Source organism: Sphingosinithalassobacter tenebrarum (assembly GCF_011057975.1).
Lineage (GTDB): Bacteria > Pseudomonadota > Alphaproteobacteria > Sphingomonadales > Sphingomonadaceae > Sphingomonas > Sphingomonas tenebrarum.
On sequence record NZ_CP049109.1, the window covers coordinates 3,500,362 to 3,524,053 of the forward strand.

Annotated in this window: 35 protein-coding genes; 10 read left to right on the forward strand and 25 right to left on the reverse strand. The window is 65.5% G+C overall.

The window, feature by feature from the left end; all coding sequences use genetic code 11:
- Window positions 1–144 precede the first annotated feature (144 nt).
- The 12 genes from G5C33_RS17395 to G5C33_RS17450 form a co-directional block, all read right to left on the reverse strand.
- Window positions 145–420 carry a hypothetical protein gene (locus G5C33_RS17395; protein WP_165328303.1) on the reverse strand — a complete coding sequence of 92 codons (276 nt, stop codon included), beginning with the start codon at window positions 418–420 and terminating at the stop codon, window positions 145–147.
- A 118-nt stretch (window positions 421–538) separates the two neighbouring features.
- Window positions 539–856 (reverse strand): hypothetical protein, encoded by a 318-nt coding sequence (locus G5C33_RS17400; RefSeq protein ID WP_165328304.1) that lies wholly within the window; start codon window positions 854–856, stop codon window positions 539–541.
- Window positions 853–1,065 carry a toxin-antitoxin system HicB family antitoxin gene (locus tag G5C33_RS17405; protein WP_165328305.1) on the reverse strand — a complete coding sequence of 71 codons (213 nt, stop codon included), beginning with the start codon at window positions 1,063–1,065 and terminating at the stop codon, window positions 853–855. Before G5C33_RS17405 ends, G5C33_RS17400 begins: the two co-directional genes overlap by 4 nt.
- 17 nt (window positions 1,066–1,082) lie before the next feature.
- Window positions 1,083–1,982 carry an SPFH domain-containing protein gene (locus G5C33_RS17410; protein ID WP_165328306.1) on the reverse strand — a complete coding sequence of 300 codons (900 nt, stop codon included), beginning with the start codon at window positions 1,980–1,982 and terminating at the stop codon, window positions 1,083–1,085.
- A gap of 215 nt (window positions 1,983–2,197) precedes the next feature.
- Window positions 2,198–3,169, reverse strand: coding sequence for a mechanosensitive ion channel family protein (locus G5C33_RS17415; protein WP_165328307.1), 972 nt, complete (start codon window positions 3,167–3,169; stop codon window positions 2,198–2,200).
- 146 nt (window positions 3,170–3,315) lie between these two features.
- Complete coding sequence (pal, locus tag G5C33_RS17420) at window positions 3,316–3,828, reverse strand: peptidoglycan-associated lipoprotein Pal (protein ID WP_165328308.1); 513 nt, start codon at window positions 3,826–3,828, stop codon at window positions 3,316–3,318.
- A gap of 74 nt (window positions 3,829–3,902) precedes the next feature.
- Window positions 3,903–5,294, reverse strand: coding sequence for a Tol-Pal system beta propeller repeat protein TolB (gene tolB, locus G5C33_RS17425; RefSeq protein WP_165328309.1), 1,392 nt, complete (start codon window positions 5,292–5,294; stop codon window positions 3,903–3,905).
- Entirely contained in the window at window positions 5,291–5,680 is a 390-nt protein-coding gene (locus G5C33_RS17430) for a hypothetical protein (protein WP_165328310.1), read from the reverse strand. The genes tolB and G5C33_RS17430 overlap by 4 nt, the downstream gene beginning before the upstream one ends.
- Complete coding sequence (locus G5C33_RS17435; protein ID WP_165328311.1) at window positions 5,680–6,495, reverse strand: cell envelope biogenesis protein TolA; 816 nt, start codon at window positions 6,493–6,495, stop codon at window positions 5,680–5,682. The genes G5C33_RS17430 and G5C33_RS17435 overlap by 1 nt, the downstream gene beginning before the upstream one ends.
- A 10-nt stretch (window positions 6,496–6,505) precedes the next feature.
- The gene (gene tolR / locus G5C33_RS17440; protein ID WP_165328312.1) at window positions 6,506–6,949 is read right to left on the reverse strand and encodes a protein TolR; all 444 of its coding nucleotides are present in this window, start codon (window positions 6,947–6,949) and stop codon (window positions 6,506–6,508) included.
- Window positions 6,949–7,647 carry a protein TolQ gene (gene tolQ / locus G5C33_RS17445; protein ID WP_165328313.1) on the reverse strand — a complete coding sequence of 233 codons (699 nt, stop codon included), beginning with the start codon at window positions 7,645–7,647 and terminating at the stop codon, window positions 6,949–6,951. Before tolQ ends, tolR begins: the two co-directional genes overlap by 1 nt.
- A 6-nt stretch (window positions 7,648–7,653) precedes the next feature.
- On the reverse strand, window positions 7,654–8,112 hold the full coding sequence (locus tag G5C33_RS17450) for a YbgC/FadM family acyl-CoA thioesterase (RefSeq protein ID WP_165328314.1): 459 nt from the start codon (window positions 8,110–8,112) through the stop codon (window positions 7,654–7,656).
- A gap of 143 nt (window positions 8,113–8,255) precedes the next feature.
- Between G5C33_RS17450 and G5C33_RS17455 the strand changes: the two genes are divergently transcribed.
- Together G5C33_RS17455 and G5C33_RS17460 are read left to right on the forward strand one after the other, a co-directional pair.
- Entirely contained in the window at window positions 8,256–8,672 is a 417-nt protein-coding gene (locus tag G5C33_RS17455) for a hypothetical protein (RefSeq protein ID WP_165328315.1), read from the forward strand.
- Entirely contained in the window at window positions 8,669–8,878 is a 210-nt protein-coding gene (locus G5C33_RS17460; RefSeq protein WP_165328316.1) for a helix-turn-helix transcriptional regulator, read from the forward strand. Before G5C33_RS17455 ends, G5C33_RS17460 begins: the two co-directional genes overlap by 4 nt.
- A 144-nt stretch (window positions 8,879–9,022) precedes the next feature.
- On the opposite strand, the gene ruvB is transcribed toward G5C33_RS17460, so the two are convergent.
- From ruvB to ruvA, 4 genes are all read right to left on the reverse strand, one after another.
- Window positions 9,023–10,045 (reverse strand): Holliday junction branch migration DNA helicase RuvB, encoded by a 1,023-nt coding sequence (gene ruvB / locus G5C33_RS17465; protein WP_165328317.1) that lies wholly within the window; start codon window positions 10,043–10,045, stop codon window positions 9,023–9,025.
- 52 nt (window positions 10,046–10,097) lie between these two features.
- Window positions 10,098–11,180: an Acg family FMN-binding oxidoreductase gene (locus G5C33_RS17470; RefSeq protein WP_165328318.1), complete on the reverse strand. Its 1,083-nt coding sequence runs from the start codon at window positions 11,178–11,180 to the stop codon at window positions 10,098–10,100.
- A 204-nt stretch (window positions 11,181–11,384) separates the two neighbouring features.
- Window positions 11,385–11,714: a GIY-YIG nuclease family protein gene (locus tag G5C33_RS17475; protein ID WP_165328319.1), complete on the reverse strand. Its 330-nt coding sequence runs from the start codon at window positions 11,712–11,714 to the stop codon at window positions 11,385–11,387.
- Window positions 11,715–11,782: 68 nt separating this feature from the next.
- Window positions 11,783–12,385, reverse strand: a complete 603-nt coding sequence (ruvA, locus tag G5C33_RS17480; protein WP_165328320.1) for a Holliday junction branch migration protein RuvA — start codon at window positions 12,383–12,385, stop codon at window positions 11,783–11,785.
- Window positions 12,386–12,777: 392 nt separating this feature from the next.
- Here ruvA and G5C33_RS17485 point away from each other — a divergent pair, with 392 nt between their 5' ends.
- Together G5C33_RS17485 and G5C33_RS17490 are read left to right on the forward strand one after the other, a co-directional pair.
- A complete protein-coding gene (locus tag G5C33_RS17485) occupies window positions 12,778–13,146 on the forward strand; it encodes a hypothetical protein (protein ID WP_165328321.1) in 369 nt (122 codons plus the stop codon).
- Between the two features lie 295 nt (window positions 13,147–13,441).
- Entirely contained in the window at window positions 13,442–13,777 is a 336-nt protein-coding gene (locus G5C33_RS17490; protein ID WP_165328322.1) for a hypothetical protein, read from the forward strand.
- Here G5C33_RS17490 and ruvC read toward each other — a convergent pair.
- The 5 genes from ruvC to G5C33_RS17515 form a co-directional block, all read right to left on the reverse strand.
- A complete protein-coding gene (gene ruvC, locus G5C33_RS17495) occupies window positions 13,774–14,262 on the reverse strand; it encodes a crossover junction endodeoxyribonuclease RuvC (protein WP_165328323.1) in 489 nt (162 codons plus the stop codon). The two genes, G5C33_RS17490 and ruvC, sit on opposite strands and share 4 nt — an antisense overlap.
- Window positions 14,263–14,281: 19 nt before the next feature.
- Window positions 14,282–15,025, reverse strand: coding sequence for a YebC/PmpR family DNA-binding transcriptional regulator (locus G5C33_RS17500; protein WP_165328324.1), 744 nt, complete (start codon window positions 15,023–15,025; stop codon window positions 14,282–14,284).
- Window positions 15,026–15,173: 148 nt separating this feature from the next.
- Entirely contained in the window at window positions 15,174–15,494 is a 321-nt protein-coding gene (locus tag G5C33_RS17505) for a heavy metal-binding domain-containing protein (protein WP_165328325.1), read from the reverse strand.
- Window positions 15,495–15,548: 54 nt separating this feature from the next.
- Complete coding sequence (locus G5C33_RS17510) at window positions 15,549–15,788, reverse strand: DUF2312 domain-containing protein (protein ID WP_165328326.1); 240 nt, start codon at window positions 15,786–15,788, stop codon at window positions 15,549–15,551.
- 123 nt (window positions 15,789–15,911) lie between these two features.
- Complete coding sequence (locus tag G5C33_RS17515; protein WP_165328327.1) at window positions 15,912–16,202, reverse strand: hypothetical protein; 291 nt, start codon at window positions 16,200–16,202, stop codon at window positions 15,912–15,914.
- Window positions 16,203–16,318: 116 nt separating this feature from the next.
- Between G5C33_RS17515 and G5C33_RS17520 the strand changes: the two genes are divergently transcribed.
- Window positions 16,319–16,828, forward strand: a complete 510-nt coding sequence (locus tag G5C33_RS17520; RefSeq protein ID WP_165328328.1) for an Lrp/AsnC family transcriptional regulator — start codon at window positions 16,319–16,321, stop codon at window positions 16,826–16,828.
- Window positions 16,829–16,837: 9 nt separating this feature from the next.
- On the opposite strand, the gene G5C33_RS17525 is transcribed toward G5C33_RS17520, so the two are convergent.
- Complete coding sequence (locus G5C33_RS17525; RefSeq protein ID WP_165328329.1) at window positions 16,838–17,224, reverse strand: DUF1244 domain-containing protein; 387 nt, start codon at window positions 17,222–17,224, stop codon at window positions 16,838–16,840.
- A gap of 84 nt (window positions 17,225–17,308) precedes the next feature.
- On the opposite strand from G5C33_RS17525, the gene pyk reads away from it, so the two are divergent.
- Window positions 17,309–18,763 carry a pyruvate kinase gene (gene pyk / locus G5C33_RS17530; RefSeq protein WP_165328922.1) on the forward strand — a complete coding sequence of 485 codons (1,455 nt, stop codon included), beginning with the start codon at window positions 17,309–17,311 and terminating at the stop codon, window positions 18,761–18,763.
- An 87-nt stretch (window positions 18,764–18,850) separates the two neighbouring features.
- On the forward strand, window positions 18,851–19,570 hold the full coding sequence (locus G5C33_RS17535; protein ID WP_165328330.1) for an NlpC/P60 family protein: 720 nt from the start codon (window positions 18,851–18,853) through the stop codon (window positions 19,568–19,570).
- Window positions 19,571–19,594: 24 nt separating this feature from the next.
- On the opposite strand, the gene G5C33_RS17540 is transcribed toward G5C33_RS17535, so the two are convergent.
- Both G5C33_RS17540 and ykgO read right to left on the reverse strand, forming a co-directional pair.
- Window positions 19,595–20,209, reverse strand: coding sequence for an HAD family hydrolase (locus G5C33_RS17540; protein WP_165328923.1), 615 nt, complete (start codon window positions 20,207–20,209; stop codon window positions 19,595–19,597).
- Between the two features lie 2 nt (window positions 20,210–20,211).
- Window positions 20,212–20,337, reverse strand: a complete 126-nt coding sequence (ykgO, locus tag G5C33_RS17545) for a type B 50S ribosomal protein L36 (RefSeq protein ID WP_165328331.1) — start codon at window positions 20,335–20,337, stop codon at window positions 20,212–20,214.
- A 203-nt stretch (window positions 20,338–20,540) separates the two neighbouring features.
- Between ykgO and G5C33_RS17550 the strand changes: the two genes are divergently transcribed.
- Genes G5C33_RS17550 through G5C33_RS17560 form a run of 3 tightly spaced genes read left to right on the forward strand, consistent with a single transcriptional unit; the run spans window position 20,541 to window position 22,707 of the window.
- On the forward strand, window positions 20,541–21,137 hold the full coding sequence (locus G5C33_RS17550) for a DUF4136 domain-containing protein (RefSeq protein ID WP_165328332.1): 597 nt from the start codon (window positions 20,541–20,543) through the stop codon (window positions 21,135–21,137).
- Entirely contained in the window at window positions 21,134–22,252 is a 1,119-nt protein-coding gene (locus G5C33_RS17555; RefSeq protein WP_165328333.1) for a M14 family metallopeptidase, read from the forward strand. Before G5C33_RS17550 ends, G5C33_RS17555 begins: the two co-directional genes overlap by 4 nt.
- Window positions 22,252–22,707, forward strand: a complete 456-nt coding sequence (locus G5C33_RS17560) for a GNAT family N-acetyltransferase (protein WP_165328334.1) — start codon at window positions 22,252–22,254, stop codon at window positions 22,705–22,707. The genes G5C33_RS17555 and G5C33_RS17560 overlap by 1 nt, the downstream gene beginning before the upstream one ends.
- A 142-nt stretch (window positions 22,708–22,849) precedes the next feature.
- Here G5C33_RS17560 and G5C33_RS17565 read toward each other — a convergent pair whose 3' ends face one another.
- Window positions 22,850–23,572 carry a dienelactone hydrolase family protein gene (locus tag G5C33_RS17565; protein ID WP_165328335.1) on the reverse strand — a complete coding sequence of 241 codons (723 nt, stop codon included), beginning with the start codon at window positions 23,570–23,572 and terminating at the stop codon, window positions 22,850–22,852.
- Window positions 23,573–23,692 lie beyond the last annotated feature (120 nt).

Sequence of the window (23,692 nt, forward strand, 5' to 3'; positions counted from 1 at the left end):
GACGTCGCCCCTGCGCAGGCAGGGGCCTATCGCTGTACATTTTACATACTCGGCTGACACACGAAGCGCGCCTCTTGTGTCAAAGGGCCAGGCGCCACGCCACAGACATGGGCCCCTGCCTGCGCAGGGGCGACGGGACTGGCTTCACCGGTCGCGCGGGCCCCATTGCCAGTGGAGGCCGCCCTCGGTCTTGCGCGCGAGCAGGAGCAGGAAGGCAAGCACGATCGGCGTAGCCGCGACCAGCTTGATGTAGGTCCCCGGCGTCGCATAGACCACGCCGAACAGCAGGCCCGCGAAGATCAGCGTGGCGAGCCAGCCCTGCCAGGTGACCGGCGTCGCGCCCCAGCCGAACATCTTGGGCGCGAACCAATAGCCTTCCCCGACCTTGTAATGGCGGCGGATGCGGCGGCCGAGGTTCATGGCAGTGCCACCATCGCCGCGATCCCCGCCGCGAGCAGCAGCGCCGAGCCGCCGATCAGCCAGGGCAGGTGCGAACGTTTTGCGAAAATGGCCATCAGCATAGGTCTTCTCCTCGATGTCAGCGGTGGCGCTTCTGCTCCTCCCGCCATGCCTTGAATTCCTTCAGATCGCGCGCCAGTTCGCGCAGATCGATCACTTCGGCGTGGCGGCTGGCGAAACGAATCATCCAGACGATCGCGACCACAAACAGGGTCAGATAGAGCGCGAGCATCCAGTAGCTGAGCGTGTGCGAAAGCCAGACGACCAGCGGCAGCGGCACCAGCCCGCCGAGCAGCACGCCAAGGAATACCGCCATCCCCTTCCCGCTCGACGGCACCAGCCGATACTGGCCCGGGCCGCGATAGAGGGTGAACATCAGTTCCTTGTCGTCGCTCACTGACTGTCTCCTTCGCTCTTGGGCGGCCGGCCGCGCTTGCGCGGCGCCGGGTCGGCTAGCTTGACGCCGCGCCTTGCCAGCGCCTCGCGCAGCAGCACCTCCACCTCCGCATTCACGCTGCGAAGATCGCTCGCCGCCGCGCGCTCGATCGCGGCGTGGAGCGCCGGATCGAGCCGCAGGGGAAACGCCTTCTTCGGTGGAGCAGCCATGCCCTACGCCTTACACATTACTGATAGAGCGAACCCGAGTTGACGACCGGTTGCGTGTCGCGTTCCGAGCACAATACGACCATCAAATTCGACACCATCGCCGCGCGGCGCTCGTCATCGAGCTCGACGACCTGCTTTTCGGAAAGCTGTTCGAGCGCCATTTCGACCATGCCGACCGCGCCTTCCACCAGCTTGGCACGCGCCGCGACGACCGCTTCCGCCTGTTGGCGGCGCAGCATGGCCTGCGCGATTTCGGAGGCGTAGGCGAGGTGCGTCAGGCGACATTCCTCGATCGAAACACCCGCCAGCGCGACGCGATCCTGCAGCTCGGCCTTAATCTCGTCGCTGACGATATCGGCATTGCCGCGCAGCGTGATCTTGTCGTCCTCGAACTCGTCATAGGGATAGCGCGATCCGATCGCGCGCACCGCGCTTTCGATCTGGATGTTCACGAACTCCTTGTAGTCATCGACGTCGAACAGCGCCATCGCGGTGTCCGCCACGCGCCACACGACATTCGAAGCAATCTCGATCGGATTGCCGCGCAGATCGTTCACCTTGAGCCGTTCGGACGTGATGTTGTGAATGCGCACCGAGATTTTCTGCTTGGTGAGCCACGGCCACGCCCAGCGCAGCCCGGTATTGCGGTCGCTGCCCTGATAATCGCCGAACAACAGGATCGCCGCCGCCTGATTGGGCTGCAGCAGATAGAAACCCGCCGCGACGAACAGCACGGCGATCGATCCGATGCCGATGCCTACCGCCGCCATCCAGTCGGGCCAGGTGCCAATCTGAAAGCCGATCCATATCGTGCCCGCCAGCAGCACCGCCGCCAGCGCAAGCATCCCGTAACCACTCGAAGTCCGCGCGCCGCGTTCCTTGCTGTTGCGCAGCGCATAGGCCGAGAAATCGCTCATCTCCACCTCCATTAAAGTGATATCATATTTATATCGGATGCGAGCGTTGCGCAAGCGAAATCGGACGAGCCGCTCGACCGTCGCCCCTGCGCAGGCAGGGGCCTATGTCTGTGGCTTGGTGCCTGCCCCTCTGACACAAGACACGCGCTCCTTGTGTCAGTCATCTAGGCGGAACGATACAGCAATAGGCCCCTGCCTGCGCAGGGGCGACGGAGTTATTTCGCGTCTCCGCCCCGCTCAGACACCACCGCGCGCCGCGGCTTCGGCGGATCGCTCCCCGCCGGCCAGCCTTCGCGCTGGCGCGTCCGGTCGCCGTCGCTTTCCTCGGTCTGATCGTGGAACAGCAGCACCTGCGTCGGGAAGGGCAAGTCGATGCCCTGCGCCTTCGCCGCTTCGTACACCGCGAGGATCACCCGCGCGCGGACATGGACGACATCGGTGCGCCGCGAATCGGTCCACCAGCGCAGCTTGAGAACCACCGAACTGTCCTCGAGCGCCCAGGGCAGCGCCTCGGGCGCGGGTTCCGCAACGATGCCGTCGATGCCCTTAAGTACGTCGAGAAACGCGGCGGCGGCCTGTGCGGGATGATCGCCGAAACCAATCCCGACATCATATTCGTCGCGGCGGTGCGGCCATGCCGTGTTCACTGTCACCGGCGAGGTATAGATGTCCGCATTGGGGATGATCACCCGCCGCCCGTCATAGGTTTTGATGACGGTCGCACGGCTTTCGATATGTTCGACCGTGCCTTCATACCCCTGCACGACGATCTGGTCGCCGCGCAGGAACGGACGGCGCAGCAGGATCAGCACGCCGGCGAACAGGTTCTGCAGGATATCCTTGAAGGCAAAGCCGACCGCGACCGATCCGATGCCGAGCGCGGCGAGGATGTCGCCGGGATGGACACTGGGGAAGATGATCGCGGCGGCGACCATCAGCGCCGCGATCATCGCGCCGCCATAAGCGAGCGATCCGAGCAACTGCCCCAGATCCGGCCGCCCGCGCCGCACCGCGACACGCCGGACGACATGGGCGAAGAGCCTGCCCAATATCCAGGCGAGCACCAGGAAGATGAGGCCCGCAACGATATTGGGAAGCTGGATATAGAAGCCGTCGATCCACCCCTGAATCGTATCGGAGACGAGATCGATCGGAGCGCGAATGCGGGCGGCGGTGTCGGTGGACATGGCATCAGCCTAGCGGAGTCAGCGCAACAGGGCAGCACTAATTCCTTCCCCGCCAGGGGGAGGATTTGGTGCAACCCACGCAAAAGGGGAGCGCCCGCTATGGGCACTCCCCTCTCGTTTCGCATTGCCGCCGGGGCGGCGCGCGATCAGTTGAGGACGATCGTCACCGCGCGGCGGTTCTGCGCCCAGGCGGCTTCGTTCGAACCGAGCGCGATCGGACGTTCCTTGCCGTAGCTGATCGTCGTGATCCGCGAGGGCGAGACTCCGCGCGCGGCGAGATAGTTCTTCGCCGCATTGGCGCGGCGATCGCCGAGCGCGAGGTTGTATTCGCGCGTGCCGCGCTCGTCGCAATGGCCTTCGAGCGTAATGCGCACGTTCGGATACTGCGCCAGCCAGCGCGCCTGGCTGTCGAGCACCGCACGGGCTTCAGGGTCGATGTCATATTGATCGAGCGCGAAGTGGATCGTGTCGCTGACCACCGAGCGCTTGAAATCCGCGGCCGAGCCGGGGACGACGCCAGTGCCCGGACCCGGGGTCGGAGCCGGCGTCGGCGTCGTCGGGCCGGGGCCCGGCGGCAGTTGTTCGGGTCGCTTCTTGGCGCAACCCGCGGTGGCGACCAGCGCGACACCGGCGACCATCGCAATCGTCAGCTTGTTCATTGTGAAACTCCTCCTTGGTTTCCCTGTTCGATCCCGCATCCTCGCGGATCGGTACGCGCTACTGCTGGAAAGGTTCAATCGCGGAGCGGCCCCCAGCTCGGGTCCGATCCGTCGAGCGGCGTCGGAATGCGCCGCGCGTTCACGCCGGTGAGATCCACCGACCACAAGTCCGCCTGCCCCGATCCCTGGGACGCACGGAAGAACATCAATACCCGCCCGTTGGGCGACCAGCTCGGGCCTTCGTCGCCCCAGGCATCGGTAAGCAGCCGTTCGCCATCGCCGTTCGGGCTGATCACGCCGATACGGAACGCGCCGCCGCCCATCCTTGTGAAGGCGATCAGGTCGCCACGCGGGCTCCAGACGGGGGTCGCATAACGGCCGCCGCCGAAGCTGATGCGGTGCTGGTTCGAGCCATCGGCGTTCATCACATAGAGCTGCTGCGAACCGCCGCGATCGCTTTCGAAGACGATCCGGCTGCCGTCGGGCGAATAGCTGCCGCCGGTGTCGATGCCCGGCGAGCTGGTCAGCCGCTGCGGCGCACCGCCCGAAACCGACACGCGATAGATATCGGCGTTGCCGCCGATCGACATGGTGAACAGCACCCAGCGGCCATCGGGCGAGAAGCGCGGCGCGAAGCTGAGATTGTCATCGCTGACCAGCAGCCGCTGGCGCCCGCTCGACAGGTCATAGACGTGGATCGAGGGGCGATCGTTCTGATAGCTCATGTAAACGATCATCTGCTGATTGGGCGCGAAGCGCGGCGTCAGCACGATCGACTGGCCGTTGGTGAGGAAGCGGTGATTGGCGCCGTCCTGATCCATGATCGCCAGCCGCTTGAGGCGGCGATCCTTGGGCCCGGTTTCGGAGACATAGACGACGCGGCTGTCGAAATAGGGGCCTTCGCCGGTCAGCCGGGTGTAGATGGCGTCGGCGCATTTATGCGCGGCACGGCGCCAGTCGCCGGCGCCGACGACAAAACCCTGCCGCACCAGCTCGCTCTGCAGCGCGACGTCGTAGAGATAGCAGCCGACCGTCAGCCCGTCGCCATTGGCGCGGACATAGCCCTGCACCAGCGCCTGCGCCGATCCCGAATACCAGAAGGGGAAATCCGGGGCCGTTACCTGCTGGTACGGGATCGTCGGCGTCTGATCGGGACCGATGGTGCGGAACAGCCCGGTGTTGCGCAGATCGGCCTCGATCACTTCGGCGATCTGACGGCCGAGATCGGCAGTCGAGCCCGCGGCGGTCTGCTGATTGGCGGACGTCGGCATGGGCGGGATGGCGATGACGAGCTGATCCGCACCGATATCGGCGGTCACGTCGACCTGCAGGCGGCCGTCCTGCGATCGGCCATCCTGTCCGGTTGCGGGACTGGTCGGCGCGGGCGTCGGCTGATCCGTCACCTGCGCAACGGCGGGCGCCGCGAGCAGCGTGAGCGAACCGAATAGGGAAACAAGCAACTTCATTGGTCCAGCCTCGCATCGAACTGAATGTCCACGCTACACCAGATAGCGTAATATTGGACGGGGAGTCGAAAGGGTGCGGCCCGATACACTGCCTTTATGGCACGCCGGGCATGCTCCTGCGCAAGTGCGTCGGATACCTCGGCGATGCCCTCTTGGGACACCAGCGCTGGCTCTCCGACAAGCGCGCCATCGCGTGAAAAGCGAAGCCGCAGGCGCGTCCGCAGCCGCCCGGTGCCCTCGGGCGGCTTCCAGAACGGCTTGATCTGACGGCGCAACTCGGCAGCCAGCGAAGCGGCCACATCCGCAGCGATATCCACGCCGGCAAAGGGACCGGGACAGCGTGCCGAAGGCGCCGTTGCGACGGCGGCAAGAGCGATCGCAGCCATCACAATGCCAGCCTCTGGTCGAGCGAAATGTCAAAATCCTTCCACGCATCGTAAAAGCGATCGGGAAGGCGGAAAGGCGATGCCAGCTCGACAGCGCGAATCGCGCGCTCCTGATGGAGCGACACCTGGCCGCGATTGCTGGCGGTGCGCCCTTCGGTGCGTATCACCGTCGGCCGCGCGGCGAGCGAACCGTCGCGATTGAGACGCACGCGCACAAAGGTCACCAGCTTTTCCGAATCGGCGCCGGTGGGCGGCGACCAGTGCGGGCGAAGCTGGCGACGAATCTCCGCACGCAGCGAAGCGACTTCGCGATCCCCCAGCGTGGCTGCCGGCGCGGTGGTCGACTGGCTTTGCGATGCCGTGTCCGATCGCCCCAGGTCCATTCCGTCGAGCCGCCCGGTGGGCCGCACGTCGCGGCGCGTTGGCTGCTCACGCGGTTGCTCGCGTCGCGTGGTCGATGCCGCACGCGGCGAGCGCGAGGGCTCCGGTTCGGGCCGGGTCGTCGGCGCGCGCGTCGGCGCGGGCTGTTCCTCGCTGCGCGGCTGAGTCACCGGTTCGGGTTCGGCTTCATTCGCTTCGGGCACTTCATGCTCGACCGGCCCTTCCTCTTCGGCGAGGCGGGCGGCGGGAACCTGGGCGTCGGGAACCTGCGACGCGCTGACCAGCGCGATGTCGTCGGTCAGCGACACTTCGATCGGCTGCTGTTCGAAGCTGGTGGGGTTGGGCGTCGCGAGAAAGCCGAGCGAAAGCCCGCCGAACAGCAGGACGTGGCCGAAAACGGCTACTCCCAGCCCGGTTCCTTCGCCGCTGTCCATCGACGCGCCCTTACTCGCCGCCCGATTGCGACGTGGTGACCAGCGACACGCGATTGAGCCCGGCGCGGTTGAGCTCGCCCATCACCTGCATAACCTTGCCATAGCCGAGCATCTGATCGCCGCGCAGATAGATTTGGGGCGGCTTGCCGTTCTCGCCCACTTGCGCAGCGATCGCATCCAGACGGGCGGCGAGATCGGCCTGCCGCACCGCTTCGCGGTCGATGAAGACGCCGCCATTCTCGTCGATCGAAATCTGCACCGGCTCCTGATCCTGTTCGAGCGGCTTGGCTCGGCTTTCGGGCAGGTCGATCGGCACGCCGGCGGTGAGCAGCGGCGCGGTGACCATGAAGATGATCAGCAGCACCAGCATCACGTCGACCAGCGGCGTGACGTTGATGTCCGCCATCGGCGCGCGCCGGCCCTTGCCGCGCTGCGAAGGGAGCTGCATCGCCATCAGGCTTCATTCTCCAGACGGCGGCTGAGCGTCGCGTGGAAGCCGTCTGCGAAGCGATTGAGCCGCGCCTCGACCTTGTTGATGCCGTGGCTGTAGCGATTATAGGCGATCACTGCGGGGATGGCGGCGAACAGGCCGATCGCAGTCGCGAACAGTGCCTCGGCAATGCCCGGCGCGACGACCGCAAGCGAGCTGTTCTGCTCGGCCGCGATGCTGGTGAAGCTGCGCATGATGCCCCAGACGGTGCCGAAGAGCCCGACGAACGGCGCGACCGATCCGATCGTCGCGAGCCAGTTGAGACGATCCGACAGCTTGTCGATCTCCGCCGCCACCGTCGCGCCCATCGCCGTCGCCAGCCGCTCGCGCGTGCCTTCACGATCGACGCTCTTGCCGGTGGTCGACCGGCGCCATTCGGTGACGCCCGCCGAAAAGACCCGCGCCACCGGCACGTCGCGCCCGGCGATGCGGCGATGGAATTCATCGATATCGTCGGCTTCGCGATATTCCTCTTCGAACTGGGTCATCCGCTTGCGCGTCCTGCCCATGCGAATCGCAAAACCGATGATGATCGCCCAGGTCCAGATGCTGGCGGCAAGCAGGCCCAGCATCACGCCCTTCACCACCCAGTCGGCCTGAAGGAACAGCGCGATCGGAGAAAGGCTCGCTGCGTCCGTGTTGAGATTGGCGAAGAATTCCATCGAGGCTCAGTTTCCCTTCCACACCAGCGGCTCGAACACCGCCATCCATTCAGCCGGCTGGCGGCGCGGGCGACCGGAGGGCGTCAGGAACACCGCTTCGACTTCCGCTTCCGCCAATAGTTTCTCCGCGCACATTACGCGTTGATGAATAACCACCGCCGCCGCGCGAAGTGCCGTCACCCGGCTCACCACCGTCAGCACATCGCCCAGCCGCGCCGGCGCCAGATAGCGAATCGACAAGTCGCGTATCGCATAGGCCCCCTGCCCCGCGTCGAACGCCGCCCGCTGACTGATCCCGGCGACTTCGAGCATATCGGAACGCGCGCGTTCCAAGAACCGCAGATAATTGGCGTGATAGACCATCGAAGTGAGGTCGGTGTCCTCGAAATAGACACGCAGGACAAAGCGATGCTCGCCATCGACGAAGCGGCCGGTCGGTACGGAGTCTGTCGCATCGGTCGCCATGAACGCGCGGCACTAGCCGAGCAGGGGGGCGGAAGGAAGGCAGCGGTACGGCGAAAGCCACTCGGTTCGGCGCGCGAAAACTTCCGCTTGACGATGTCACCCACAGGTTACATGTAACGCTAAGGTTACATGGAGTCGAAGTAATGAGTAATGTCGAACGCGCGGATCGGCTGGGACATGCCCGTGCAATGCTGTTTCTGGCGATGGCGGGGCTGTTGGTTCTGAACCTCGCGATATCGATCGGCGATTTCGACCGGTCGTCGCGGCTCATCGGCTGGACGCTGATGGTCGGCGTGATCGCACTCAACCTCACCGGCATCGGCGGCTGGTTCAAGAATGCGGGGCTGCGTCGCCTGCTCAATGACGAAGTCGTGCAGGCGCATCGCCGCATGGCCGTGACGACCGGCTTCTGGACGGGGCTGGTCGCGATGCTGGCGGCGATGTTTGCCACGCTGTCCGATCCGCTGCTCGCGCTGCCCGCGCTGGCATCCGCGGTCACGGCCACGCTCGGCATCGCCCTGCTGCATTTCGCCGTCCTCGAACTGCGCGCGGCGCAGTGAGCGAGCGGCTGATCTGCCGCCTCAAGGACGTTCGCACCGAGCGCGGCTGGACCCAGGCCGAACTGGCCGAGCGCGTGGGCGTCAGCCGCAAGACGATCAATACGGTCGAAAATGGCGTGTTCGTCCCTTCGACGGTGCTGGCGCTCAAACTGGCGGCGGCGTTCGACCTGCGGGTCGAGGATCTGTTTGGGCTTGAGGGCGCGTAACAACCTCCCGTCGCCCCTGCGCAGGCAGGGGCCTGTCGCTGTGCAGTCTTCATATTCGGCTGACACAAACGGTCCGTCCTTTGTGTCAGAGGGTCAGGCACAACGCTACAGACATGGGCCCCTGCCTGCGCAGGGGCGACGGCTTCAATCGAACAGCCCGTCCTGTCCGCCTTCGGGCGGGTTGAGGCCGAGATGCTTCCACCCCGCCGGGTTGAGGCAGCGGCCGCGCGCGGTGCGGGCGATCATGCCGATCTGGATGAGGTACGGCTCGATCACTTCCTCGATCGTGTCGCGCGGTTCGCTGAGCCCCGCCGCGAGCGTTTCGACGCCGACCGGCCCGCCGCGATAAATGTCGGCGATCATCGTCAGATAGCGCCGGTCCATCGCGTCGAGGCCGAGCGCATCGACTTCGAGCCGGTTGAGCGCGCGGTCTGCGGTGGGCGCATCGACCGTTTCGACCCCCGCCACATTGGCGAAATCGCGCACCCGGCGCAGCAGCCGGCCGGAGATGCGCGGCGTCCCGCGCGAGCGCTTGGCAATCTCCTGCGCACCGTCAGACGCGACATGCAGGTCGAGCAGATTGGCGGCGCGGGTTACCACCTTTTCCAGTTCCTCGACCGTGTAGAAATTGAGCCGCACCGGAATGCCGAAACGATCGCGCAACGGCGTCGAGAGCAGCCCCTGCCGCGTCGTCGCGCCGACCAAAGTGAAGCGCGGCAGATCAATCCGCACCGATCGCGCCGAGGGGCCCTCGCCGATCATCAGGTCGAGCGCGCGATCCTCCATCGCGGGATAAAGGACTTCCTCGACCGCCGGATTGAGCCGGTGAATCTCGTCGATGAACAGAACGTCGCCGTCCTCGAGATTGGTGAGCAGCGCCGCAAGATCGCCCGACTTGGCGATCACCGGGCCGGAGGTGGCGCGGAACCCCACGCCCATTTCGCGCGCCATGATCTGCGCCAGCGTCGTCTTGCCCAGCCCCGGCGGGCCGAAGAAAAGGACATGGTCGAGCGCCTCGTCGCGCCCCTTGGCGGCATCGATGAACACCCGCAGATTCTCGCGCGCCGCCGCCTGCCCGACAAACTCGTCGAGCGACTTGGGGCGCAGCGCGGCGTCGACATCGTCGGGCCGTCGGGCGGGGGTGAGGATGCGGTCGGGGTCGGTCATCGCCCCCTTGCTAGGGCAATCGCGGCGTGAAGGGAACAAAGCATGTCCGCGCTCACGCCAAAAGCTGCGAAACCGGGCGGCGCGGCGAATAGGGTGCGCGCGGGCCGTGGCCGAATCGGATCACCAGATCGGGCCGCACGCTTTCGCCCGCCAGCGCCGCCAGATCGGCGCACAGCGCGGGCACTTCGACCGGCTGGTTGACGAAAGCATGCGCCAGCCCCGCGGCCGTCGCCGCCAGCGCGAACCGCTGGCAGGCATGGCCAACACGCATCCAGTGTTCGCGATCCGCCTTCTCGCCGAAGAAAACCGCGAACCCGGCCGAACTGTCTGCCTGCGCGGCATAGCGATCGCTTTCCGCGCCCGGATCGAAGGCAAAGTCGAATACCGGGCCGCCGATCCAGCCTGGCATGCTGGGATTGCCGGTGCAGGCCGTGAACAGCCCGTCCCCCCGGCGCATCGCGCTCGCCGGATTGAAGCGCAGCCATTGCTTGAGCTCGGCCATGAACGCCGGATCGGCCATCTGCATGTCATTGCCCGCGACGATCATGTCGCGCAGCGTCGCGCGGCGCGCCGCATCGGTGAGCAGCACCATGCGCACGCCGGGCACCGCCGCCGCCTGCTGCAATCGGCGCAGCTGCTCGGCGGGAATGGCGCTTCCATCATAAAGGGTGCGCGAGGATTGGCGCTGCGGCACGGCGGCGAGCAAGGCGCTTTCCTCCGCCAGCCCGGCATCGATTTCGAGCGCGGCGCCCGCGTCATCGGCGATCGGCGCGCCGCCCAGCCCCATCACCCGCAGCGCCAGCGACGCATTCTCCGCCGCCGCGCCGAGGCTGACGAACAGGTGATGATCGTCGGGATCGACCACCGGCGTACGCCGGTCGAAATCGGGCAGGATGCGCAGCCGGTCCTGCTCCAGCACGAACCGCCAGGGCTGCGTATTATGCCCGTTGGCGGCGAGCCCGGCATAGCGCACTGCCTCGCGCGGCCCGGCATCGGGGGCCAGCGGCCGGCGCAGGTCGCGCGCCCAGTCGTCATATTCGGATCGGGAGCCCATCCCGGCGATGCTGATCCCGGCAACGCCCGCGACTGACACGCCGGCGGCGGCACCGCCCAAAAGCAAGGTTCTGCGATTCATCGCGGCCTCCTTTCGCGGCGATTGGAGCGCATGCGCTGCCCAAATGCCATTGGGGACTTTCCGAGGGGGTGGCGGCCGACGTGGCGCTTCCCAACGGGTGCCAGGGCGATGCGGCCCGGTGGATGCTGAAACAAGTTCAGCATGACGAGTGGAGTGTGGGGAAGCGTATCCCCCCCCACCAAAAACCGTCATGCTGAACTTGTTTCAGCATCCACTTCCCGGCCCGCGCGAACCCAGCGGATCAAACCCCAGCCCCACAGCAAGATCGACCCATTCGGGGTTATCCGATTCGATCAGGTTGAGCTTCCATTCCCGACGCCACCGCTTGAGCTGCTTTTCACGTGTGATCGCCAATTCCATCGTCCCGAATTGTTCGAACCGAACGAGGCGGTTGGCGGCGTGTTTTGACGCAAAACCCGGGATGACGCCGGTTCGGTGCTGGTGCAGCCGCGCCATCAGGTCGGAGGTCACCCCAACGTAGATCGTCCCGTTCCGCTGGCTTGCGAGGATGTAGACGCAGGGCTGCTTCTCCAATGGTCCGCGCTCCGAGGCGAGGTGGATGCTGAAACGAGTTCAGCATGACGATAGTTAGGGGCGACGCATCACTTCGCCGCCTTCCGCAGCGCCAGTCGCACCAGCGCGTCGAGACTCGCGCCCGCGCCGAGTTCATCGTCCGCCGCCTTCACCGCCGCGCTCGCTTCGGCGGGTTTGAAGCCGAGGTTGAGCAGCGCCGATACCGCGTCCTGGCTCGCGCCGGCCGCCGGGGCCGACGCCGCGCCCGCCTCCGCGCCGCCGCCGAGCGCGACGCCCGCCTTGTCCTTCAATTCGTTGCAGATGCGCTGGGCGAGTTTCGGGCCGACGCCGTTAGCGCGCGCGATCATCGCGCTGTCGGCGCGGGCGATCGCGCCCTGCACTTCTTCGGGCGCGAGCGTGGAGAGAATCGCCAGCGCCACTTTCGCGCCGACGCCCTGGACGCTGGTGAGCAGGCGGAACCAGTCGCGTTCGTCGGCGCTGGCAAAGCCCATCAGCCGGATCGAATCCTCCGAAACCAGCATTTCGGTGTGCACCGTCACATGGTCGCCGGTGATGCCGAGCGCTTCGAGCGTCCGCGCCGACGCGCCGACCAGATAGCCGACGCCGTTCACGTCGATCACCGCATGATCGGCACCCGCCGACACCAGTTTTCCGGTGAGATGCGCGATCATGAAAAAACCGCGGTTTCGCGTGCGAAGTTCGCACCGGGTCGCGACGTAACGCGCGCGCACGCGCTCACGCGTACGCGCGCGAAAGCCGTTGCGGGATCATGAAACGGAGCGGAAGGAACACGCTGGGCCATGCCGGTACATAGGCAGAACGAAGCCAGGTAGGAAAGCGGAAATCCGCGAAGACACGGGCATGCCTACGTAGAAGACCCCAGCACAGCTGTCCGCCGATCCCCGCTATTCGGGAAGAACAGGAATTCGATATCGACGCGACGACAAAGGGCGGAACCGAAGTGCGCAACAGCGATTACGCAACAGCTGAAAAGACGGAACTCCCTCGCCGGCCGGACTTCGTTCCCGTGCCGAGCGTCAATCCGCGCGTCCTCGACGTATCGATGGATAGCGCAAACGGCGTCATCAGGACCGTGGCAAGCGGGCTTTGGGAACGCGAAAAGCTGCTGATCCATTTCAGCCGCATCCGCCGGATGATCGAGCAGGTCCGTGCACGCGGAGAGCAGGTGCTGGTGCTGAGAGATTTGCGCAATGCGGAAACACAGCCGCCGGAAATCGCGCAGCTCGTCAATATCGAGGGGCGCCGCTGCTTCGCCGATGCCGATCGCCTCGCGGTGCTGACCAGCTCGTCATTGCTGAAGATGCAGATGAAACGCGCGGTCTCCCATTCCCGGGCGGCGTTTTTCCTCTCGCCGAACGCGGCCATGACCTGGCTGACGGCCTATCGCCAGGATCACCTTATCGCCAACTGAGGCGGCAAGCGCCCCGACATCGCCAGGCATGCCGGCGCGGCGCGGGGACACCGGTTCCGGGATACTGCTTACGGACATTCCCCGATTCCGGGTCGTTTCGCAGCCGTGCTAATCCGCTGATGCGCTCCGGGAATTCCGCTTCCTGCAAGGCGCGGGAATGTGGGGAGAGTGCGGAGTGTTTAACACGCAGCGTTTTGAACAGGCCGAACCGATGCAGTGTGGCCGACGCCCGGCACCGGGAGCGGCCGACTTATCGGCCAGGCTGGATCCCCGGACCGGCGTTATTCATGTCTCCGTGCGCGGAACCGGCGAGCCGGCGCAATTGCTTGCCCATTTCGTATGGCTCGACGAATTGATCCGCCCGTTTCGCGATCGCGGAGAATCGATATTGGCGCTGGTCGACCTGCGCGAGACGGCGATATTCTGCGAACATGGCATCAGCCTCATTCTGGCGGAAACCGACAAGCTGCTTCGCAAGCATGATCGCGTCGCGATGATCGTGCAATCCTCGCTGATCAAGGCGCAACTGAAGCGCACGGCCGAAAAGATGCAGCGCGAGCTCTTCCTTTCGCCGCATGCCGCGATCACCTGGCTGACCGCATACAGCGCGATGTCGGCGACGCGCCTCTAGCGCAGCACCGCGCGGGCGCTTGCCAGATGGTGCGCGTGGCAGATCGCCACCGCGAGCGCGTCGGCGGCGTCGGCGCCGTCGATCCTCACGCCGGGCAGCAGCCGCGCGACCATCGCATGGACCTGCGTCTTGTCGGCATTGCCGACGCCGACCACGGCCTTTTTCACCAGCCGCGCCGCATATTCGCCGACATCGATGCCGCTGCGCGCGGCGGCGCAGATCACCACGCCGCGCGCCTGCCCCAGCTTGAGCGTCGATTGCGGATTGGCGTTGACGAACACTTCCTCGACCGCCGCCGCATCGGGCGCGCGATCGGCGATCAGCGCGGCAAGCTGCATGTCGAGATGCGCGAGGCGCCGGGGCAGCGGTGCCTTCGCGTCGGTCTTCAACCGACCATTGGCGATATGCGACAGGCGATTGCCTTCGGCGCGGATCAGCCCCCAACCCGTGGTGCCCAGCCCCGGATCGAGCCCGAGGATCAGCATGGCAGCGGCCGGCCTGCGCTCAGCCCAGCTTCTCCATCACTTCGTCGCTGACTTCGTAATTGCCCCACACGGTCTGGACATCATCATCATCGTCCAGCACGTCGATCAGCTTGAACAGGGTCTGCGCGTCGCCCTCACCGACATCGATCGTCGTCTGCGGCCGCCAGGCGAGTTTCGCGCCGCCCGCCTCGCCAAGGATCGGTTCGAGCTTGCCGGCGACTTCGTGCAGCGCCTCGGCCTCGGTCCAGATCTCATATTCCTCGTCGTTCGAGGTGACGTCGTCGGCGCCCGCTTCGAGCGCGGCTTCGAACACCTTTTCCTCGTCGGCGACATCGGCGGGATAGGTGATCAGGCCGAGCCGGTCGAAGCCGTGCGTCACCGAACCCGAGGCGCCGAGATTGCCGCCATTCTTGCTCATCGCGGTGCGGACATTGGTCGCGGTACGATTGCGGTTGTCGGTCAGCGCCTCGATGATCAGCGAAACGCCCGCCGGGCCAAAGCCTTCATAGCGGATTTCCTCATAGGCCTCGGTATCGCCGCCGCTCGCCTTGTCGACCGCGCGCTGGATATTGTCCTTGGGCATCGACTGCGCCTTGGCGGCGTTGATCGCCGCGCGCAGGCGCGGGTTCATGTCCGGGTCTGGCGTGCCCATCTTCGCCGCCACAGTGATTTCGCGGCTGAGCTTGGAAAAGAGCGAGCTGCGCTTCTTATCCTGCGCACCCTTGCGGTGCATGATGTTCTTGAACTTGGAATGGCCTGCCATTGGTTTTCCATGAAATCCGTGTGGGCTGAGCCTGTCGAAGCCCCGCCCTTCTTCCGGCCCGCACCTAGAAGAAAAAGCGGCACTTGGACAAGCATGTCTCGAGCATCGCCGAGAGGCTCGGTGCAAACGGAGCTTGCCGAAATCGCGATCAGCTCACCGTCACCGCCGTGCCCGAAATCGACACCATCAGCATCGAACCCTGCTCGCCGATGACTTCGTAATCGATATCGATGCCGATCACCGCGTTGGCGCCCGCGTCCTTCGCCTGATCGGAAATTTCCTCGAACGCCATTTCGCGCGCCTTGCGCAGCGGCTTTTCATAACTGCCCGAACGCCCGCCGACGAAATCGCGGATCCCGGCGAAAATGTCGCGGAAGACATTGGCGCCGAGGATCACTTCGGACGCGACGATGCCGTGATAGCGCGTGACGGCCTTGCCTTCGATGCTGTTGGTCGTGCTGAGAATCATTGCGGTTCTCCCATGCTGGTCCCGCGCCTCATGTGAGGCGGCGGGAGGCAGGGATCAAGCGAGACCCAGCGCGTTCTTGTAGGTTTCCAGCAGCGCTTCGGCTTCGTCGCGGTCGTGCTTTTCCATTTTCCGCAGACGGACGATCTGACGCATCGTCTTGACGTCGAAGCCGGTCGATTTGGCTTCGTTATAGACGTCCTTGATGTCGTCGGCGATGCCCTTCTTCTCTTCTTCCAGCCGCTCGATGCGCTCGATCAACAGGCGCAGCTGGTCGGCGGCGATCACGTCGCTCATGTCATGCTCCCAGATGGTGAGCGAGCGCGTCTAGGGCCAAGCGCGGCGAAGGGCAACGCTGCGAATCGCCCGATGCGCCCACGGCAGGTGACGGCCGGCCGTTTCGTCCGCCCCCTTCCCGGTTCATTGCAGCGGAAGCCGCGCCTTCCCGCCGCAGGGATCGCCCATCAGCAGCACGCCGACGCGGCAGGCGGGCCTGCGATCGTCGCTGGCACGGCCGCCATCGCGACGGGCTCGCGATCCACGATGCCTGGCCGGCACCTGGCGCCCGGAATCGTCCTCTACGCAATGCGTGGGCCGGTCGCCGTCGCGTCCCGTCGTTCCGCCATCCGTGGCGGAGACTTCCCCCGCGCTCGCGCTTGCACCGCAAGCCAGCAACGCCGCGGCCAGTGCCGCGAGCCGATACGCCTTCATCACCCTGTCCCCAGCGACTCGTTTCGATTACAGATGTGGTCAACGTAACCGATTCTGCTGCGAACTGCAGGCGTTTTATCTAGGCAATACGCCTAAATTCGGCATAATATTTCAACATGCGCAGCACTTCCGCCAGTTTTCGTTCGTCCGAGCGGCTTGATTCGTTCGATCTGCAACTGCTTGAACTGCTGCAGCAGGATGCCCTGATGACCGCCGAACGGCTGGCGGATCATGTCGCGCTGTCGGCCTCGGCAATCACGCGGCGGGTGCGGCGGCTGCGCGAATCAGGCGTGATCCGCGCCGATGTCGCCGTGCTGGCGTGCGACTTCACCGATGCGCGGCTCAATGCCCTGGTGCTGGTCCAGGTCCGCGAGCATGCCGAGGAACGCGGCCTCGGCGCCCTGCGCGAGCGGCTGTCCGCCACTCCCGAAGTGCAGACGCTGCTCGACATCAGCGGCCAATATGACCTGGCGCTGCTGATCTCCGCACGCGACATGAACGACTTCAACGCGCTCACCGACCGGCTGTTGCAGCAGGACCCGGCGGTGCAGCGCTATGAAACCCGCTTCGCCAAGCGCACGCACAAGCAAAGCCTGTTCGTTCCGCTGGGCACCGGGCAGGACTGATTGCCGCCTTCAGCTGGCCGGATCGGTCATCGACGGGGGGTCGCTCGCCGGAAAGCTCTGATCGAGCGCTTCGTCGAGCAATTCGCTGTCATGGAGATTTTTGGCGACGCTCTCGTTCATCCGGGCGAGTTGTTCGGGAGACGCCGGCTCCTGATGCTTCGACTTCCACTCGGCATAGGGCATTCCGTAGATGATTTCGCGCGCCTCGTCCTTCGCCAGCGGCGTGCCCTGTTTGGCGCTCGCCTCGGCGATCCAGTCCGACAGGCAGTTCCGGCAGAAACCGGACAGCCCCATCATGTCGACATTCTGCGCGTCGGTGCGGTGGCGCAGGTGGCGCACCAGCCGCCGGAACGCCGCTGCCGCCACCTTGTCGTCCAGCGTATTGAGATCGGTCATGGTCGCCTCCGTGGTTGATCCGTTCCGAGTTATGAGTAGAGCCGGGCGCGTACAAGGCGAGGATGCCCGATGACCAAGGCCGAAATGCAAACCGCCATGACGCCCCGTTCCCGCAAGGTTCGCGTGCTGGCGACTCTGGGGCCGGCCAGCAACTCGCCGGAAATGATCGCCCGGCTGTTCGCCTCGGGCGCCGATGCCTTTCGCATCAACATGAGCCACGGCGACCAGGATTCGAAGATTCCGGTGATCGCGGCGATCCGCGCGCTGGAACGGGAAACCGGGCGGCCGACGACGATCCTGGCCGATCTGCAGGGCCCCAAGCTGCGCGTCGGCAAGTTCGCCGAAGGATCGGTGATGCTGGCATCGGGCCATGAATTCACGCTCGATCGCGATCCGACGCCGGGCGATTCGAGTCGAGTCGAGCTGCCCCATCGCGAAATCTTCGAAGCGATCGAGGAAGGCGCGCGGCTGCTGCTTGACGACGGCAAGCTGGTGCTGCGCGTCACTTCGCACGGGCATGACTGGATCACGACTCGAGTCGAGGTCGGGGGCAAGCTTTCCAACAGCAAGGGCCTCAACGTTCCCGACGTGGTGCTGCCGATGGCCGCGCTGACCGACAAGGATCGCAGTGACCTTGCCTTCGCGGTCGATCAGGGTGTCGACTGGATCGCGCTTTCCTTCGTCCAGCGGCCCGAGGATCTGGCCGAGGCGCGCAAGCTGATCGGCGGGCGCACTGCGCTGCTCGCCAAGATCGAAAAGCCCAGCGCGATCGCGCGGCTCGAGGAAATCGTCGAGATGTGCGACGGCGTGATGGTCGCCCGCGGCGACCTGGGCGTCGAACTGCCGCCGGAATCGGTGCCGCCGCTGCAGAAGCGCATCGTCGAGGTATCGCGCCGGATGGGCCGCCCGGTGATCGTCGCGACGCAGATGCTCGAATCGATGATCACTTCGCCCAGCCCTACCCGCGCCGAAGTGTCCGACGTCGCGACCGCGGTTTATGACGGCGCCGACGCGATCATGCTGTCGGCCGAAAGCGCCGCGGGCGATTATCCGGTCGAAGCGGTTTCGATGATGAATTCGATCGCCGATTCGGTCGAAAAGGACCCGGCGCATGGCGACCGCGTGCATTTCACCGTCACGCGCCCCGATCCCACCACCGCCGACGCGATCGCCGAAGCCGCGAAATCGATCGCGGCGACCGTTTCGGCGTCGGCGATCGTCTGTTTCACCAGTTCGGGATCGACCGCGCGGCGCATCGCCCGCGAGCGTCCCTCGGTGCCGATACTCGTGCTGACGCCGAAGCTGGAAACCGCGCGGCGGCTGGGGCTGCTATGGGGCGTCCACGCCGCGCATACCCGCGACGTCGAATCGTTCGAGGAAATGGTCGCCAAGTCCAAGCGCATGGCGCTGCGCCACGGCATCGCCGAAGCGGGCGAGCGGATGGTGGTGTGCGCGGGCGTTCCCTTCGGCACGCCCGGCGCGACCAATGTCGTCCATGTCGTGCGGCTGCTGGGCGACGAATTGCGCGGGCGGGGATAGCTGCTAGAACACCATATCGAATCCAGAACGATCTCGGGCGCACCGTAACCGCGTTTTCAGCAACCCTGCTTTTCGGGAGCCGAGATCATGCCGAGCTATTCGCGCGACGAAGTCGTCAAGATTCAACACACGCTCGCCCGCAAGGGCTTCGACCCCGGGCCCGTCGATGGCATCTGGGGCCGACGAACCGAAGCTGCGGTGCGCGCCTTTCAGGCCGCCTCCGACCTGCTGATCGACGGCATCGTCGGACCGAATACGCGCAAGGCGCTGTTCGGCGACACCGCGCAGCCGAACCCGGTCGACGATCCGGCCTTTCCCTGGTTCCAGGAGGCGCGCCATCTGCTCGGCGTGCGCGAGGACACATCCTCGCGCAGCAATCCCGAAATCCTGGAATGGGCCAGCGATGCCGGCATCCCCTATGGCTCGGACGATATACCCTGGTGCGGCCTGTTCGTGGCGCATTGCGTCGCCGCGACCATGGCGCGCGAGCCGTTGCCGACTAATCCGCTGGGCGCGCGCAACTGGATGAGATTCGGAGCGCCCTGCCCGCCGCAGGTCGGCGCGGTGCTGGTCTTCTGGCGCGGCAGCCCCAATGGCTGGAAGGGCCATGTCGGCTTCTATGCCGCACAGACCCCGAACGGCGATTTCTATGTGCTGGGTGGCAACCAGTCCAACAAGGTGAGCATCGCCAAGATCGCCAAGGGCCGCCTGCTCGGTGCGCGCTGGCCGGCAACCGCGCCCGAGCTGCATTCGGCCCCGCATATCGCGGCGGATGACGGGAGCGTATTCTCTACCGACGAAGCATGAGGGGAAACTCGCTCGCTCGCCGGCTCAGAGCAGCCCGAGCCGCTCCAGTTCCGCGCGGAAATCCTCCGCCCCGGTGAACAGCACCGCGTGGATGCCCGCGTCGCGCGCCGCATCCACATTGGGCGGCGAATCGTCGACGAACACGGCGTCGGGCCCTTCGAGCCCGAATCGGTCGAGCGCGAGCGCATAGATAGCGGGATCGGGCTTCACCATCCGTTCCTCGCCCGACACGACGATGTCGCGGAACGGCGCGAACACCGCTTCCTCGCGCCCGCGGAACGGCGGCCAGAATTCATGGCTGAAATTGGTGATGCCGAAAATCGGCACCTTCGCGGCATGGAGATCGGCGACGATTTGCGGCATGCCCGGCACCGGCCCCGGCAATTGCTCGTTGAAGCGCGGCCCCCAGGCGGCGATCAGTTCGGCATGCTGCGGATATTGCTGCGTCAGCTCCGCGCTGGTGTCGGCGAAATCGCGCCCGGCATCATGCTGGAAATGCCACTCTTTCGTGCAGACATTCTCCAGAAACGCGTCAAGCGCCTGATCGTCGTCGATCAGGCGCTCGTAGAGAGCTCTCGGCTCCCAGCGATACAAAACGTTGCCGACGTCGAATATGACCGCCGTCGGACGCACGCCGATGCTCAGCCCTGGCGGGCCTTGAAACGACGGTTGGTCTTGTTGATGACGTAGATGCGCCCGCGACGGCGGATCACGCGGTTGTTGCGATGCCGATCCTTGAGCGACTTCAGGCTGTTCACGATCTTCATGACCGAGCTCACTTCTCGTAAAATTTATGGAATGCCGGAAAGAGGCGACCGCCTATAGTCGCGGCCGCCGTAAGTCAAGGCAAAGCGGCGGGACGGCGGCGACGCGGATGGCGCGGAACCGACTCGGGCGCCACCGGGTTGAGCCCTTGCGAAAGCCGTTACGCCTGCGCCACAGACAAGGTGCGCCACAGAAAGGGACGCCGATGAACCGCCTCGCCACCCTTGCCATTGCCCTTGCCGCGCTGGCGACCGGGGCGTGCACGACCAGCGGAATGAACCGGCTGCAGCCGGTGGACGCCACGCGCTATCACCTCGGCACGCCGATCCCGCAAGGCACGGTCACGATCGAACCGCTGTCGAGCACGCAGGAGATCAGCGTCGATTACCGGCGCTATGCCGATGCCGTCGCCGCGCAGCTCCAGTCGCTGGGATATACCCCGGTGCCCGACGGCAGCGAATCGGACTATGTCGCGGGCATCGCCTTTCGTCGCGCCGACGCGGGCGTGCTCCGCGAACGCTCGCCGGTGACGATCGGGCTGGGTGGCGGCACGTCGAGCGGCAATGTGGGCCTCGGCGGCGGCGCGAGCATCGGGCTGGGCGGCAAGGACCGGCACATCATCATTTCCGAATTGTCGGTGCATCTGCGCCGTCGCGGCGACGGCACCACCGTGTGGGAAGGCCGCGCGCAAACGCGCTCGCTCGATGAAGTGCCCGAGACGCAGCCTTCGCCCGATCGACTCGCCGGGGCGTTGTTCAAGGGCTTTCCGGGAGAGTCGGGCATCACTATCACGGTGGAATGAGTATTCAGATCTGCGCCGCGTTCGACAGCGGCAACATCCGCCTGGTCGGGATCGAAGGCGACCGTGTCGACCTTGAGATCGTCAAGGATCATCAGTCCGACTTCTATCAATGGTTTCACTTCCGTGCGTCGGGCGCGAAGGGAAAGACCGTCACCTTCCGCATCGTGAATGCGGGCGGGTCGGCCTATGCGTTCGGCTGGCCGGGCTATCGCACGCGCGTTTCGATAGACCGGCAGCTGTGGCGGATGACCGACACCGATTACACAGACGGCGTCCTCACCTTCACCCATCGATTCGACAGCGACATCGCCTGGTTCGCCTATTTCGCGCCCTATTCGATGGAGCGTCATCATGATCTGGTGAGCCGGATCGCGCTGATGCCCGGCGTTTCGCATCGCGAGCTGGGGCGCACGCTCGACGATCAGCCGCTCGATTGCCTGACGATCGGCACCGGCGAAAAGCAGGTGTGGCTCTATGCCCGCCAGCATCCCGGCGAGAGCATGGCCGAATGGTGGATGGAAGGCGCGCTCGAAAAGCTCACCGATCCCGCCGACACCGCCGCCAAGGCACTGCGCGAAAAGGCGACGCTGCACATCGTGCCCAACGCCAATCCCGATGGGTCGCGGCGCGGGCATCTGCGCACCAATGCGGCGGGGGTGAACCTCAACCGCGAATGGCATGCGCCGACGGCCGAGAAGAGCCCCGAAGTGCTCGCCATTCGCAATGCGATGGACGAAACCGGCTGCGCCTTCGCGATGGACGTGCATGGCGACGAGGCGATTCCGGCCAATTTCCTCGCCGGCTTCGAAGGGATTCCGAGCTGGACCGACGCGCAGGGCGAGAAATATTACGAGTTCGGCCGCCGCCTGACGGCCGCGACGCCGCTGTTCCAGCTCGAACAGGGATATGACAAGGCGGCGCCGGGCAAGGCGAACCTGTCGATGTCGACCAATCAGGTCGCCGAGCGGTTCGGCGCGGTGGCGATGACGCTGGAAATGCCGTTCAAGGACCATGATCCCAGCCCCGACGCCGAACAGGGCTGGTCGCCCGACCGGTGCAAACAGCTCGCCCATGCGTGCCTCGACACGCTGGCGGGATTCGTGGACGACCTCTGATGGAGATTCGGCAGGGCGGCCTCGATCATCCCGATGTGATCGCCCTGCTGGAGCTGCATTTCGCGGGCATGCTGGCAAATTCGCCGTGCGGATCGTGCCATTTCCTCGACCTGTCGGGGCTGGCGACGCCCGATGTGACGTTCTGGACCATTTGGGATGGCGAAACGCTGCTCGGCTGCGGCGCGGTGAAGGAAATCGCGCCCGATCACGGCGAGATCAAATCGATGCGGACCGCGCCCGCCGCGCTGCGCCGGGGCGTCGGGCGGAAGATGCTGGCGCATATCCTGAAGACGGCGGGCGAGCGCGGCTATGCGCGGCTGAGCCTGGAGACCGGAACGGGCGCGGCCTTCGATGCCGCGCATGCGCTCTATCGCGCGCACGGGTTCGAGGCCTGCGGCCCGTTCGGGGACTATGTGGCGAGCGAGTTCAATGTGTTCATGACGAAAGTGCTTTAATTCCTCTCCCAGCTTGCTGGGGGAGGGGGACCGCGCTGCGCAGCAGCGTGGTGGAGGGGCGCCGCGTCAGCGGCGACTGCGTCGCCGGCCCCTCCACCATGCTACGCATGGTCCCCCTCCCCGAGACAAGCTCGGGGAGGAACTACGCGAAACATTCCTCGAGAAAACCGACCATCGCGCGCCAGCTGCGGCGGTCGGCGGATTCGACGTAATAGACGCCGCGTTCGACCATGTCGGCATCCTTGTCGGTAAAGGCGTGGGCGGTATTGCCATAGGCATGGAGCTGCCAGTCGACGCCGGCATCGGTCAGTTCCTTCGCCAGCGCCACGGTCGCCTCGGGCGGCGCGATCGGATCGTCCCAGCCGTGGCAGACGAGCAGCTTCGCCACGATCGGCCCGCCATGCCCCTGCGGCGCGGGATCATAGACGCCGTGGAAACTGACGCCGCCGGCGAAGTCCGCGCCGCTGCGCGCCAGATCGAGCACGCATTTGCCGCCGAAGCAGAAGCCGATCGCCGCGACCCTGGTCGAATCGCCCTGCGGCATCGCACGGGCAGTTTCGAACGCGGCCTGCAGCCGTTCGCGCATCAGGACGCGATCATTGTTGAGCTCGTCCATATAGGCCGCCGGGTTTAGCGACTGACGCGTCGTGCGCTTGCCCTGCCCGTACACGTCGGCGCAGAATACCGCATAGCCGAGCGCGGCAAGCGCTTCGGCCTTTTCGAAATCGGCTTCCTTCAGCCCCAGCACATTGGGAAAGAGCAGCACGATCGGGCGCGGTCCCGCCGCGTCGGCATCGAACACCGCCAGCGCTTCGAAAGGGCCGCCGGGGCCGTCATGAACGATGGTCTGGCGTTCGATCCGCATATCGGGCTCCTTTTGTATTGCTATTATAACAATTGATCGCTTCGCCTTGCCACGGTCCGGGGATGCCGCGCAAGTTGCCCTGAGCGTAGCACGCGTTACAGAGGCGTCGAACCGATGTCC